We start from the raw sequence: 14,641 nt of genomic DNA on the forward strand, positions 1-14,641 counted from the left end.
GTCATGATGTCCGCCAACCGCGTGGTCTGGACCGAGGGCATGTTCCTGCGGGTCCAACATTTCCAGCAGGCCGACCGCCATGTGGAACGGCTGCTGCACGCGCGCACCGAGCCGCTGACCCCCTTCGCCTGGGGCCTGAGCGAGCTGACCATCAACCGGGAACTGCTGGGCATCGGCAAGTTCGCCATCGTCTCGGCCCGCGGCATCCTGCCCGACGGCACCCCCTTCTCCATCCCGGACGAGGCCGATCATCCGCCGCCGCTGGAACTGTTCGACACCACCAAGAACTGCGTCATCTACCTGACGCTGCCCGTGCGCCAGCCGGGCGGGGCCGAGGTGGGGCTGGCCAATTCCGAGGACGCCATCACCCGCTTCGTGCCGGCGCGGTATGAGGCGGAGGACGCCAACCTGGGCAGCGACCAGGCGGCCGCCATGGACGTGGCGCGCCTGCGCCTGCGCTTGGCGCCGGAGACGCAGCCGCTGGCCGGCTACGAGAAGATCGCCATCGCCCGGGTGGTGGAGGTGCGGTCCGACCGCGCCATCGTCCTGGACGAGCAGTTCATCGCCCCGGTCACGTCGGTGGCGGCCCAGGCGCCCCTGGCCGCCTTCCTGACCGAGCTGCAGGCCCTGATCCAGCACCGGGCCGAGGCCCTGGCCGGCCGTCTGTCAGGCCCTTCGGCCAAGGGGGCGGCGGAGATCGCGGACTTCCTGCTGCTGCAAACGGTCAACCGGTATGAGCCGCTGCTGCGCCACTACGCCGCCACGGCCCCCATGCTGCATCCGGAACGGCTCTACCGGCTATGCGTGGAGGTGGCGGGCGAGCTGGCCACCTTCACCACCGAGGCCAAGCGGGCCGCCGTCTTCCCCGAATACCGGCACGAGGATCTGCAGAACACCTTCCGGCCCGTTTTCTCCGATCTGCGCGCGTCCTTGAGCGCCGTGCTGGAGCAGACCGCCGTGTCCATTCCGCTGCAGGCGCGCCGCCATGGCATCAAGGTCGGCGTCATCGTCGACCGGTCGCTGCTGTTCAACGCCACCTTCGTGCTGGCGGTGAACGCGGACATGCCGGTGGAGCACCTGCGCCGCGTCTTCCCCAACCAGGTGAAGATCGGCCCGGTGGAACAAATCGCCCAGCTGGTGAACGTGGCGTTGCCCGGCATCAATGTCCGGCCCTTGCCGGTGGCGCCCCGCCAGCTTCCGTATCGCAGCGGCCAGGTCTTCTTCGAACTGGACCGCAGCAGCCAGCATTTCAAGCAGCTTCAGAAGTCCGGCGGCATCGCCCTGCATCTGGCGGGTGACTTCGCGCAGATCGAGATGGAGCTGTGGGCCATCAAGGGGGGTGCGTGATGTCCTATCCCAGCTACGGCCAGACGGCGCACGAGCCGACCATCATCAAGCCGACGCCCGGCGGCCGCCGTCCGGCGCCGGTGCAACTGGTGGCGCCGCCCACCGATTACGCGCCTGAGGACACGGTCGATCTCACTCTGGGCGGCCTCAATCCGCTGGTGGCCGCCGCCGGCCCCATCCTGACGCTGGCCCGCCGCCTGCGCATATCCGCCGCCCAATCCAATATCGAGGAACTGCGCGAGCGCGTCGCCGACGAGATCAAGACCTTCGAAAAGCGCGCCCAAGGTACCGGGGTCACCAACGAGGCCGCGCGCGCGGCCCACTACGCCCTGTGCGCCACCATCGACGACATCGTGCTGAACACGCCCTGGGGCGCCAGCAGCACCTGGGCGCGGGCCGGCATGGTCATCACCTTCCACATCGACGTGACGGGGGGTGAGCGCTTTTACGACCTGCTGAACCACCTGCTGAAGGATCCGGCCGCCAACTTCCAGGTGCTGGAGCTGATGTACCTCTGCCTGTCGTTGGGCTTCGAGGGCCGGCTGCGCATCCTGCCGCAGGGCGCGCTGGAACACGCCCGCATCCGCGACAACCTCTACCGCATCCTGACCCAGCGGCGCGGCGAGGCCGAGCGCGAACTGTCGGTGCACTGGCGCGGGGTGGAGGCGCCCTTCCGCCCGCTGCTGCCCAGCATCGAGTTCTGGACCGTCATGGCCGCCACCCTGATCCTCATCACGGTGATGGCCACGGGCTTCAGCTTCGCCCTGAACGGCAGTTCCGACGCCACCTTGGAAAGGATGGCCACCCTGCCGCCGGTGGGCCAGCCCAGCGTCGCCCTGGCCCAGCCGACGGCGCCGGTGCAGCCCAAGTCCAAGGATTTGGACCAGTTCCGCGCCTTCCTGGCGCCAGAGATCGCGCAGGGCCTGGTGACCGTGGTGCCCCAGGGCACCGACACCGTCGTGCGCATCCGCAACGCCGGCATGTTCGCGTCCGGCAGCAGCGAGGTGAACGACAGCTACACCGCGCTGCTGAACCGCATCGGTCAGGCCCTGAACACCCGGCCGGGAACTGTGCTGATCACGGGACATACCGACAATATTCCCATCCGCACCATCCGGTTCCCATCGAACTGGCATCTGTCGCAGGCCCGCGCCGACGCGGTCGCCGCCGTCATCGCCACCCACCTGACCGACAAGTCCCGTCTGAAGGCCCAGGGCATGGCCGATACCCAGCCCATCGCCACCAACGACCAGGACGCCGGCCGGGAAGCCAACCGCCGCATCGACGTGATCCTGAGCGCCCCCCGGCCGCCGCCCCGGCGCCGTCGGCCGCTTCGGAAGCCCCCGTCGCGACGCCCAACCAGGGAACGGCCCAATGAACGTCCCCAGCAGCGTTTACTTCGCGCAGCCGCTGATTTCCGCCCTGGCGCAGCCCTTCCGCGCCCGTTGGGCCTGGTCCCTGGTGTGGGCCATCGGCTTCGCCCTGGTCATCTGGTTCTTCGGCGCCCTGGTGGCGGTGGGCAGCCACCGCCCGCTGGAAGGCGATTTGGTGCGCCTGATCGCCTGCTGCGCCGTGTTCGCCACCTGGGCCGCCTTCAACCTTCAGGTCAACCTGAAGGCCCGGCAGACCGACCGGCGCATGGTCCACGACCTGACCGATCCCAGCGAGGAGGAGAAGCGCCGGGGCGCCGACGCCGCCTCCGCCGAGGAACTGCGCCTGCTGCGCGACCGCCTGCAGGAGGCGCTGAGCCAGCTGCGCAAGAAGGCCGGCCGCAAGGGCATGGGCCGGGGCTACCTCTACCAGCTGCCCTGGTACATCATGATCGGGCCGCCGGGCTCCGGCAAAACCTCGGCCCTACTGACCTCGGGCCTGAACTTCCCGCTGTCCACCACCATCGGCCGCGACCCCTTGAAGGGCATCGGCGGCACCCGCAACTGCGACTGGTGGTTCACGGACGAGGCCATCCTGCTGGACACGGCCGGCCGCTACACCACGCAGGACAGCGACCCGCACCAGGACCAGGCGGCCTGGCTGGGCTTCCTGGATCTGCTGAAGAGCTATCGCCCGCGCCAGCCGGTGAACGGCGCCATCGTGGTGATGAGCCTGGCCGATCTGATGGCCCCCGACCCCACGGAGCGCCTGAACCACGCCCGGGCCATCCGCCTGCGCCTGAATGAGCTGTACGACCGTTTCGGCCTGCGCTTCCCGGTCTACATGCTGTTCACCAAGGTCGATCTGGTCCCGGGCTTCGTCGAGTACTTCGACAATCTCGGCAAGTCGGAGCGCGAGCAGGTCTGGGGCATGACCTTCCCCCTGGACGACGGCGCCGCCGACAGCCCCGGCGTGGTCGAGCAGTTCCCGCAGGAGCTGGAGGGTCTGGTCATCCGCCTGAACGAGCGGCTGCTGGAGCGGGTGCAGCAGGAGGCGGACATCGAGCGCCGCGGCCTGGTGTTCAACTTCCCCAACCAGGTGGCCAGCCTCAGCGACGCGCTGCTGGAGATCCTGACGGAAATCTTCCGCGCCAGCCCGTATGAGACGCGTCCCCTGCTGCGCGGCAGCTATTTCACCAGCAGCGTGCAGGTGGGCATGCCCATCGACCGCACCATGGCCACCATCGCCGCCACCTTCGGGCTGGACCCGGTGCGCATGCCGGCCAACAACCGGCAGGGCCGCAGCTATTTCCTGACCCGGCTGTTCAACGAGGTGATCTTCGCCGAGGCCGCCGTCGTCAGCCTGAACCCCAAGGTGGAGCAGCGCCGCCGCCGCCTGCGTATCGCGACCTACGCCACCGCCGCCATCATCCTGGCCGTGCTGGCCTACGCCTGGAGCACGGGCTACCAGGAGAACAAGCGCCAGGTGGCCCTGATCGACGACGGCCTGCAAGCCTATGATAAGGCGGCCGCCGGCATCCCCAGCCAGGGCGTGACGGATGCCGACCTGGCCCGCGTGGTCAAGCCGCTGAACATCCTGCGCAACCTGCCCACGGGCCTGGAGAACAACGAGGGCGTCGCCAGCCAGTGGCTGACCTTCGGCCTCTACCAGGGCGACAAGCTGAAGACGGTGCATGCCGCCGTGTACCACCGGGCGCTGAACGGCCTGATGCTGCCCCGCCTGCTGGTGCGGCTGCAGGACCAGATCCGGGCGCACGAGGATGATGACGACTTCGTGGCCGATGCCCTCAAGATCTACCTGATGCTGGGCAGCCGCGGCCCCCTGGATGCCAACGCCGTGCGCCAGTGGATGGTCGCCGACTGGGCCGCCACGTGGCCGGGCGAGGCCAACAAGGGTCTGCGCGACGACTTGGCCCGCCACCTGGACAGCCTGCTGACCCGGGGCAGCCTGACGCCCATCCCCTTGGACGCCAACCTGATCACCCAGTCGCGTCGCAGCCTGGAAAAGCTGTCGCCGGCCGAGCGGGTCTACGCCCTGGTGCGCCAGCACGAAGGCATCAGCCAGCTGCCGCAGTGGCGCCCCGTCGACCATGCCGGCGCCACGGCCGATCACGTCTTCACCCGCATCTCCGGCAAGCCGCTGACCGAGGGCATCCCCGGGCTGTACACGCCTGAAGGCTACAAGGCCTTCCAGCCGACGCTGTCCGCCGTCATCGCCGAGGTCCAGGGGCAGAGCTGGGTGCTGGGCGACAAGCCCGCCGGCGCCAACGCCCAGGCGCAGCAGGCGGCCCAGGCGGACGACCTGCGCGAGCGGGTGTCCCAGCTGTACTACGCCGATTACATCCAGCAGTGGGACACCATGCTGAGTGACCTGCGCATCGTGCCGCTGGCCGACATGCAGCAGACCATCGCCGTGCTGAACCTGGTGTCCAGCCCCGACATGCCGATGCTGAAGCTGCTGAAGGACGTGGCGGCCGAGACGCAGATCGTCCCCGTACCGGGCCTGCCCAAGGCCGTGCCGGTTCCCGGCGGGGTCGCCGCCCCGGCGGCGCTGCCCACGCCGGACGCCCCGGTCGGCGCCGTGGCGGTGGCCCAGCACTTCCAGCCCATCGCCGACTTCGTCACGCCCAACAATGGGGCGCCGGCGCGGGCGGAGGATCTGGTGCGCCTGCTGGGTGAGGCCTATCAGGAGCTGAGCAACGTCGCCAGCGGGCCCGGCAACGGCCGCATGGCCATGTACACCCGCGCCTCCCACGGCGGTGCCGGCGGCCCGATCCAGATGCTGAACAGCCAGGCGGCGCAGATGCCGCGCCCGGTCAACGGCTGGATCGCCACCATCACCGGCAGCGCGTCGGAACAGTCGGTGGGTGGCGCCCGCGCCCAGCTGAGCAACATGTGGGGCGGCGAGGTCGGTGGCTTCTGCACCCGCGCCGTCAACGGCCGCTACCCCTTCGCCAAGGACGGCACCAAGGAAATCTCGGTGGGTGACTTCACCCGGCTGTTCGCCCCCAACGGCATGTTGGACAACTTTTTCAACAACCACCTGAAGACGCTGGTCGACACCTCGGGCGCGAAGTGGCGGTGGACCAAGGTGGGCGACACCGGCCTGGGGATCCCCGACAGCGTGCTGGCCTCGTTCCAGTATGCCGCCCAGATCCGCGACGCCTTCTTCCCCGACGGCGGTCAGCAGCCCCGCATCGCCCTGCAGGTGACGCCGGTGACCCTGGATCCGAAGTCCACCGGCGTGCTGTTCGCCAGCGGCGGCCAGCAGATCGAATACCAGCATGGGCCGCAGTGGCCGGCCTCGCTCCAGTGGCCGGACAACGACCCCAACGGCGTCAGCCGCGTGGTGTTCGAGGTGACCGACGGCCTGCCGCAGAGCGTGCTGAAAAGCGGTCCGTGGTCGCTGTTCCACCTGGTGGACCAGGGCACGGTCACGCCGCTGGGCAGCGACAACTTCCGCGTCAACTTCACCTCCGGCACCCACAACGCCGGCTTCGAGGTGAAGTCCAGCACCTCGCTCAACCCCTTCATCCTCAAAGAACTGAGGGCGTTCCGTTGTCCAGTCTCTTTCTGAATGGCGCCGTCTCGGCCCACGAGCCGGGTTTCTTCGGCAAGATCCCGGCGCGCGGGGACTTCGTCTCCCGGCGGCTGGACCCCGCAATCGTCCGCCCGCTGGACGAATGGCTGCAGGCGTCGCTCGCCACCAGCCAGCGACAGATGGGCGAGGCGTGGCTGCCCAGCTACCTGGACACGCCGGTCTGGCGCTTCGTCCTGGGGCCGGGGGTTTGCGGCGACACGGCCATGGCCGGCGTGCTGATGCCCAGCGTCGACCGGGTGGGGCGCTACTTCCCCCTGGTGCTGGCGACGCCGCTGCCCGGATGCGTCGCCCCCATTCGCCTGATCGAAAGCGGCCGCGCCTGGTTCGACAAGGTGGAGGACCTGGCGCTGACCTCGCTGGACGACGACTTCAACTTCGACAGCTTCGACCAGGCCGCCCGCGTGCTGGGCGCGCCGCCTTACGACACCACGCGCGGGCCTGCCGAAAGCAGCGCCTTCCGGGTCGGGCTGGCCAACAACGGCGGTGCCAACGGCCGGGGTGCCCTGGGCAGCGCCTATGCCGAACTGCTGGACCAGGTGCTGATCGGCTTCAACAACCGCTTCAGCCTGTGGTGGACCACCGGGTCGGACAAGGTGGCGTCCTCGCTGCTGATCTCCCCGGGCCTGCCGGCGCCGCAGAACTACGCCGCTTTCCTGGACGGCCGCTGGGAGCGCTGGGGCTGGGAACGCCCGGCCGACACGGCGCTGCACCTGGCGGACGAGGAGCTGCCCATCCTGCTGTTGCGGCCGGTGGTGGCCCTGCCCAGCCATGGCCGCACCCATCCCGGCACCCGCCGCACCATCAACCAGGACGCCCTGCTGCTGCGGCCCGACCTCGGCCTGTGGTGCGTCGCCGACGGCCTGGGGGGGCATTCGGCGGGCGAGGTGGCCAGCGCCCTGACCGTGAAGGCGCTGGACGCCGTGATGCCGCCCCTGTCCTATGGTGGCTTCGTGGAAGAGGTGCGCGAGGCCCTGGTCGAGGCCAACGACAAGCTGCGGGCCCAGGCCGCCACCCTGGGCGACCAGGCGTTGATCGCCTCCACCGCCGTGGTGCTGCTGATCTACGCCAACCGCTTCAACTGCCTGTGGGTGGGCGACAGCCGCATCTACCTGCTGCGCGACGGCCGGCTGCGCCAGCTGACCACCGATCATGTGGCCGCCGGCATCAACCAGCAGCAGCGGGCCACCATGCTGGTCACCCGCGCCGTCGGCGCCGCCGACACGCTGGAAATCGACATGGTGCAGGACGTCATCCAGCCCGGCGACCGCTTCCTGCTGTGCAGCGATGGCGTCACCAAGGTGCTGAACGAGACGGAAATCGCCACGCTGATGCGCGGCATGCCCCCGCGCGAGACGGTGGACGCGCTGGTGGAGAACATCCTGGTCAGTGGTGCGCCGGACAACCTGACGGCCGTCATCGTCGACGTTCCGGAAAGTGATCACCCGGTGGCCGAGGCCGCCCTGCAAGCCGCCGCCGTGCCCGTGCCGCAGCAGCCGGCGCTTGAGGATGCGCGCCAGGGGGGTGCGGAATGAGCCAAGCCGCCGTTCTGACCAATCCCGGCACCACCGTGGCTAACGAGGGGCCGCAGCAGCCCGACGAGATGACCTCGCTGCTGCTGAGCCCCGAGGTGCCGGATGAGCTGACCCGCTTCGCCCCGGCCGAACTGACCGAGGTCATGGTGGCGCCGGACCTCGCCCCGCCCAACGCCGCTCCGGTGGTGCCGACGCGTGAGGTGGTGGAAAGCCAGGTTGCCGGCTTCATCGCCGGCGTCCGGGCGCAGGCGCATCGCGCCGGCCTGGACGAGGTGGCGTCCCTGGATCTGCTGAGCGGCGCCCGCGCGGCGCTGGATCGGCACATCCAGGCCGCCCAGCGCCCCTGGGAGGATGGACCGGAGCCTGCGGGGAGTGCCGCGCCGGCGGCCAAGGCCGATCCCACCGGCTGGTCGGTGGCGCCGGGCAGCACCATGCTGAACACCTTCATCGTGCGCACCCTGCTGGCGCGCGGTGGCATGGGTGAGATCTACCGGGTGCGCCATCGTGACCTGAAGACCGACCAGGCCATCAAGGTCATCATTCCGGAATACCGCGACGACGCCAAGATCGTGGGCCTGTTCCACGAGGAAGGCCGCCTGCTGCAGCGCATCCGCCACGACGCCGTGGTGAACTGCGCGGGCCTGTACCGCGATGGCGACGGCCGGTCCATGCTGGTGCTGGAGTATATCGACGGCCAGTCGCTGTCCTACTTCCTGCGGCGCGGGCCTTTGGGCCTGACCGCGCTGGAGGCGCTGCTGCGCCGCTTGGCGGCGGGCCTGACGGCGGTGCACGCCGTCGGCATCGTCCACCGCGACGTCAGCCCTGACAACATCCTGCTGCCCGGCGACAATCCGGCGGCGGCCAAGCTGATCGATTTCGGCGTGGCGCGGGAGATGCGCAACGGCGTCACCCCGCGCGACGGGCTGGACTTCGCCGGCAAGTTCTCCTTCGCCTCGCCCGAGCAACTGGGTATGCACGGTGGCGCCATCGGTGTCGCGTCCGATATCTACAGCCTGGGCCTGGTCATCGTCGCCGCCGCGCGGGGCGAGAAGCTGGCCATGGGCCAGACGGTGGAGGAGGCAACGGCCGCCCGCCGCCAGGTCCCCGACATCGGCGCCGTGCCCGACCGCCTGCGCCGCCTGGTGGAGGCCATGCTGCAGCCCGATCCCAAGCGTCGCCCCACGGACTTGGCCGCCTTGTTGCGGGCGCTGGACGCCAACAGCGGTTCCTCGGCCAAGGGCGGCTTCTGGAGCCGGCTGTGGCCGGCGCGGGGAGGTGCGTGATGGACAACGGCGCTATCCTGTCCCCCGGCGTCCTGGATTTGCCGACCCTGCTGGTCCCCATCCCGGGCGACCAGCCCTGCGGTCCGGACCTGCGCGTGCACAACGGCGGCGACGCCGCCTATTTTCAGCTGAAGGACTTGCGCGCCACGGCCCGCGCCATCGAGCGGCGGGCGGATTCGGAGGACGAGGCCCAGTCCTCGCTGGCCGAGTGGCAACGCATCCAGGACCTGGCGCGCAGCGTCCTGGCCCAGCGCACCAAGGACATCGAGGTCGCCGTCTGGCTGACCGAGGCCGCCGTTCGGCTGGAGGGCTTCGCCGGTCTGGCCGACGGCTTCCGCCTGCTGGCCGGCCTGGTGGAGCGGTATTGGGACGGCGTCCATCCCCAGCCGGACGAGGAGGGCATCGCCGTGCGCCTGGCGCCCATCGGCGGGCTGAACGGTCTGGGGGCGGAGGGCACGCTGATCCAGCCCATCCGCAAGGTGCCCTTGCTGCGCGAGGACCAGCCCATCGCCTATTGGCACTACGCGTTGGCCCAGCGCGCCAGCCAGACGCCGGACGCGCGCAGCCGTCCCGGCCGCACCCCGCCGCCCACGCTGGACGCCCTTTCCCAGCGCATGAGCCACGTGCCGGCGGCGCGCAACCGGGCGCTGCTGGCCGACATCCGCGCCTGCCGCCAGGCCTTCCGCGACCTGGACCGGCTGCTGACCGAGCGGGCGGGCCCCGACGCCCCGCCCACCTCCACCATCACCCACATCCTGGAGGAGGTGGAGGACGCGGTGGTGTTCCTGACCGGCCTGTCAGCCAAGGAAGAGGTGGAGGAGGCCGCCGTGCCCGACGTCATTCTGCATTCCGCCACCGGCGCCCCCGTCGTGGAAGAGGCGGCGGCGCCCCAGCGCCCGGCCAAGGGCATCACCAGCCGGGAAGAGGCGCTGACCCTGCTGGCGGAGATCGGCCAGTACTTCCGCCGCACCGAACCCCATTCGCCCCTGTCCTACACCATCGAGGACCTGGTCCGGCGCGGCCGCATGCCGCTGCCCGAACTGCTGGCCGAACTGCTGGCGGACGCCGGGGCGCGCAACACCCTTTTGACCACCGCCGGCATCCGGCCGGTCCAGCACAACGGGCAATAAGCCCTTGATGATCAACCGTTCCTGTTTCGACAGGCGGCAACCCGTGGGTAGGAGACATTAGATGGCCAGCGTTCATGACAAGCTCGAGCGGGTTCGCAAGCCGCGCGTGCACATCAAATACGAGGTCGAAACCGATGGGGCGATGGTCGAGAAGGAGCTGCCCTTCGTGGTCGGCGTGCTCGGCGATTTCTCCGGCGACCCGACGGACGACCTGAAGCCGCTGAAGGACCGCAAGTTCATCCAGATCGACCGCGACAACTTCAACGAAATCCTGGCGCGCATGAAGCCGTCGCTGTCGTTGCGCGTGCGGAACGAGCTGGAGGACGACGGCAGCGAGATGGCCGTGGAGCTGAAGTTCTCCTCGCTGGAGGACATGGAGCCCGGCCAGATCGTCCGCCAGGTGCCGGCGCTGCGCAAGCTCTTGGAGACGCGCAACCAGCTGCGCGACCTGCTGACCAAGGCCGACCGTTCGACCCAGCTGGAAGACCTGCTGGAATCCATTCTTCAGGACGACACCCAGCTGCGCAAGCTGTCGCAGCAGCTGGGCGCCACCGCCGAGGAGGTGAAGTGATGACCGACACCCTGACCGTATCCCGCGAAGAAGCCAAGGCGGGCACCGTCGAAGGCCTCTCCCTGCTGGACCAGGCCATCGGCGCCACCAAGCAGACCGAGCCGGCCCGTGTGCAGGAGCTGTTGCGCACCCTGACGGAAGAGGCGCTGGGCGGCACCGTCACCTATAGCCGCAACCTGACCCAGACGCTGACCGCGGCGGTGAAGGCCATCGACGCCAAGCTGTCCAAGCAGCTGGCGGCCATCATGCACCACCCGGAATTCCTGAAGCTGGAAGGCAGCTGGCGCGGCCTGCACCACCTGGTCATGAACACCGAGACCAGCGCCAACCTGAAGATCCGCGTGCTGAACGTGCGCAAGCGCGAACTGGCGAAGGATCTGGCCAAGGCGGTGGAGTTCGACCAGAGCGAGCTGTTCAAGAAGCTTTATGAGAACGAGTTCGGCACGCCCGGCGGCGAGCCCTACGGCATGCTGATCGGTGACTATGAGTTCACCAACCACCCCGAGGATGTGCAGATGCTGTCCAGCATCTCCAGCATCGCGGCGGCGGCCTTCGCCCCCTTCATTTCCGCCGCCAGCCCCAAGCTGTTCGGCTTCCAGGATTATCAGGAGCTGGCCAAGCCCCGCGACCTGGAGAAGATCTTCGAGACGGCGGAATACGCGCAGTGGCGCAGCTTCCGCGACAGCGAGGACAGCCGCTTCACCACGCTGACCCTGCCGCGCGTGCTGGCGCGCCTGCCGTACGGCGCCGCCACCCTCAGCGTCGACGACTTCAATTTCGAGGAAGCGCCCCTGGATCCCACCGGCAAGTCGCTGGCGCTGGAGCACAACGAGTACTGCTGGATGAACGCGTCCTACGTGCTGGGTTCGCGCGCCACCGAGGCCTTCGCCAAGTACGGCTGGTGCACGGCCATCCGCGGCGCCGAGGGCGGCGGCAAGGTGGAAACCCTGCCCACCCACGTCTTCGTCAGCGATGACGGCGACCCCGACCAGAAGTGCCCGACGGAGATCGGCATCACCGACCGCCGCGACGCCGAGCTGGGCAAGCTCGGTTTCCTGCCGCTCTGCCACTACAAGAACACCGACTACGCCGTGTTCTTCGGCGCCCAGACGGTGCAGAAGCCCAAGAAGTACGACCGCCCGGACGCCACGGCCAACGCCGCCATCTCCGCGCGCCTGCCCTACATGATGGCCACGTCCCGCTTCGCCCATTACCTGAAGGTGATGGCGCGCGACAAGATCGGTTCCTTCCTGGAGGTCGAGGACTGCGAGGCCTGGCTGAACCGCTGGATCAACAACTACGTCAACGCCAACGAGGGCGCCGGCCAGGAAATGAAGGCCGCCTACCCGTTGCGCGAGGCCAAGATCACGGTGAAGGAAATCCCGGGCAAACCCGGCTCCTATAACGCCATCGCCTGGTTGCGGCCCTGGTTGCAGATGGAGGAACTGACGACCTCGCTGCGCATGGTGGCACGGATACCGAGCAAGCTCTGATGCAACAGACCCTTGAGGCGGCAGCCCCGGGGGTGGAACGACGCATCGACACGACGGAAGGCCGGCCCCCCCGGCCCGACGCGCCCCCGGCTTGGCGGCTGGACCTCAGCCGCCATCCCGACAAGCGCCTGGTCATCGACCAGCTGATCGCGGCGATCGACGCTCTGCTCACGGCCCAGGTCAACGCCATCCTGCACAATCCCCGCTTCCAGCAGCTGGAGGCGTCGTGGCGCGGGCTGCTTCAGCTCGTGGAGGCCTCGGCCTCCACCCGCGCCATCAAGATCCGCGTGCTGGACGTGTCCTGGCGCGAACTGTGCCGCGACTTCGAACGCGCCATCGAGTTCGACCAGAGCCAGCTGTTCGCCAAGGTGTACAGCGATGAGTTCGGCACGCCCGGCGGGGAGCCCTTCGGCCTGCTGATCGGCGACTACGCCGTGCAACACCAGCGCGACGCCGACCACCCCACCGACGACGTGGGCACGCTGAAGGCCATCGCCGCCGTGGCGGCCGCGGCCTTCTGCCCCTTCGTCACCAGCTGCTCCCCGGCGCTGTTCGGGCTGGACAGCTTCGGCGACATGGCCAGCGACGTGGACCTCGCCCGCTCCTTCGAGGGGCATGAGTTCATCCGCTGGCGGGCCCTGCGTGAGGCGGACGACGCCCGCTTCATCGGTATCGCCCTGCCCCGGGTGATGATGCGGCCGCCTTACCGCCACGACCCCAACCGCATCGACGGCTTCCGCTTCATGGAACGCACCGGCCGGCCGGGGGCGGGGGACTACCTGTGGGGCAACGCCGCCTTCGCCTTCGCCACCGTGGTCATGCGCGCCTTCCACCAGTACGGCTGGTTCGCCGACATCCGGGGCGCGCCGGATGACCTGAACGGCGGCGGCCTGGTGGACCGTTTCCCCGGCCACACCTTCCCGACCCTGGGCGGGGCGGCGGCCCCGGCCGCCCCCCTGGACGTCTATCTGTCCGACCGGCAGGAGAAGCAGTTGAGCGACCTGGGCATCGTCCCCCTGTCGCGGGTCAGCTACGTCGACGCCTGCGTCTTCTACAGCTGCCAGTCGCTGCATCAGCCCAAGGTCTATGACCGGGCGACGGCCACCTCCAACGCCCGGCTGTCGGCCATGCTGCAGTACGTGCTCTGCGCCTCGCGCTTCGCGCACTACATCAAGATGATCGGCCGGGACAAGATCGGCTCCTTCGCCACCGCGCACGATTTCGAGGAGCATCTGCGTGACTGGCTGCGCGGCTACTGCTTGGCCAACGACGACGCCAGCACCTCGTTCAAGGCGCGCTATCCCCTGCGCGAGGCCGAGGTGCAGGTCCGCGACATCGCCGGCCGGCCGGGTGCCTTCGGCTGCGTCATCCACCTGAAACCGCATTTCCAGCTCGACGACGTCCAGACCAGCTTCCGCCTGGTCACGGAACTCGTCGGCCCGCAGGCCTGACGGGAGAGGACCCCATGAGCCAAACCGCCATCACCAACGCCCTGGAGGCCGGCGACCTGTTCGGCGCCTTGTCCGCCGCCACCGCGCATGTGCAGAAGGCGCCCACCGACACCGGCGCCCGCTATCTGCTGGCGGAGATCCTGTGCGTGGCGGGACAGCTGGAGCGGGCGGACAATCAGCTGTCCGTCGTGCTGAACCAGGACCCCGGCTCCATGGTCCCGGTCTCGCTGCTGCGCCAGCTGATCCGGGCGGAGACGGCGCGCCAGGATTGGTACCGCGAAGGCCGTCCGCCGGAATTCCTGACCGACATCACCGCCGCCGCCCGCCTGCATCTGGAAGCGGGGGTGAAGGCCCGCGCCGGGGACGCGCAGGGGGCCGCCGCCACGCTGGCGGAGGCGGAGACGCTGCGCCGCGCCCCCGCCGGCCAGCACAAGGGCGCGGCCTTTGCCGACTTCCGCGATCTGGACGACACCTGCGGCGGCCTGCTGGAGATGCTGAGCGCCGATGGCAAGTACTTCTGGGTAGGCGTGGATGAGGTGCTGGGCCTGGACTTCGCCCAGCCCAAGCGCCTGTCGGACCTGATCTGGCGCCCCGCGCGCCTGACCCTGCGCGACGGCACGGCCGGCAGCCTGTACATGCCCATGATTTACGCCAGCGCCGGGGCCGACGGCCTGACCGACCAGCACCGGCTGGGCCGCCTGACGGATTGGGTGGATCGGCACGGCGCCATCCTGGGGCGGGGCCAGCGCTGCTTCCTGCTTGGCGACGACGCCGTGGGTGCCGCCGACCTCACCACGCTGCGCTTCGATGAAACCCAGGCCGATGTGGAGGCGGCGTAAGCC

Annotated in this window: 9 protein-coding genes and 1 pseudogene; all 10 read left to right on the forward strand. The window is 69.4% G+C overall.

The window, feature by feature from the left end; all coding sequences use genetic code 11:
* Nucleotides 1–3: 3 nt before the first annotated feature.
* The 10 genes and pseudogenes from tssK (at nt 4) to UAA55_RS09280 (ending at nt 14,638) form a co-directional block, all read left to right on the forward strand.
* A complete protein-coding gene (gene tssK, locus UAA55_RS09235) occupies nt 4–1,347 on the forward strand; it encodes a type VI secretion system baseplate subunit TssK (protein WP_322952393.1) in 1,344 nt (447 codons plus the stop codon).
* Nucleotides 1,347–2,627 (forward strand): annotated as a pseudogene (gene icmH / locus UAA55_RS09240) (type IVB secretion system protein IcmH/DotU); the annotation flags it as partial. The gene tssK and the pseudogene icmH, both read left to right, overlap by 1 nt.
* A gap of 94 nt (nt 2,628–2,721) precedes the next feature.
* Nucleotides 2,722–6,315 (forward strand): type VI secretion system membrane subunit TssM, encoded by a 3,594-nt coding sequence (tssM, locus tag UAA55_RS09245; protein ID WP_322952394.1) that lies wholly within the window; start codon nt 2,722–2,724, stop codon nt 6,313–6,315.
* On the forward strand, nt 6,297–7,871 hold the full coding sequence (gene tagF / locus UAA55_RS09250; protein WP_322952395.1) for a type VI secretion system-associated protein TagF: 1,575 nt from the start codon (nt 6,297–6,299) through the stop codon (nt 7,869–7,871). The genes tssM and tagF overlap by 19 nt, the downstream gene beginning before the upstream one ends.
* Nucleotides 7,868–9,154, forward strand: coding sequence for a serine/threonine-protein kinase (locus tag UAA55_RS09255; protein ID WP_322952396.1), 1,287 nt, complete (start codon nt 7,868–7,870; stop codon nt 9,152–9,154). Before tagF ends, UAA55_RS09255 begins: the two co-directional genes overlap by 4 nt.
* The gene (gene tssA, locus UAA55_RS09260; protein ID WP_322952397.1) at nt 9,154–10,284 is read left to right on the forward strand and encodes a type VI secretion system protein TssA; all 1,131 of its coding nucleotides are present in this window, start codon (nt 9,154–9,156) and stop codon (nt 10,282–10,284) included. The genes UAA55_RS09255 and tssA overlap by 1 nt, the downstream gene beginning before the upstream one ends.
* A 61-nt stretch (nt 10,285–10,345) precedes the next feature.
* A complete protein-coding gene (gene tssB, locus UAA55_RS09265; RefSeq protein ID WP_040845788.1) occupies nt 10,346–10,855 on the forward strand; it encodes a type VI secretion system contractile sheath small subunit in 510 nt (169 codons plus the stop codon).
* On the forward strand, nt 10,855–12,348 hold the full coding sequence (tssC, locus tag UAA55_RS09270; protein WP_322952398.1) for a type VI secretion system contractile sheath large subunit: 1,494 nt from the start codon (nt 10,855–10,857) through the stop codon (nt 12,346–12,348). The genes tssB and tssC (UAA55_RS09270) overlap by 1 nt, the downstream gene beginning before the upstream one ends.
* A complete protein-coding gene (gene tssC, locus UAA55_RS09275; protein WP_322952399.1) occupies nt 12,348–13,799 on the forward strand; it encodes a type VI secretion system contractile sheath large subunit in 1,452 nt (483 codons plus the stop codon). Before tssC (UAA55_RS09270) ends, tssC (UAA55_RS09275) begins: the two co-directional genes overlap by 1 nt.
* A gap of 14 nt (nt 13,800–13,813) precedes the next feature.
* Nucleotides 13,814–14,638, forward strand: coding sequence for a type VI secretion system accessory protein TagJ (locus tag UAA55_RS09280; RefSeq protein WP_322952400.1), 825 nt, complete (start codon nt 13,814–13,816; stop codon nt 14,636–14,638).
* Nucleotides 14,639–14,641: the final 3 nt, after the last annotated feature.

Origin of the sequence: Nitrospirillum guanabarense (assembly GCF_034653355.1) — a bacterium.
Classification (GTDB): domain Bacteria; phylum Pseudomonadota; class Alphaproteobacteria; order Azospirillales; family Azospirillaceae; genus Nitrospirillum.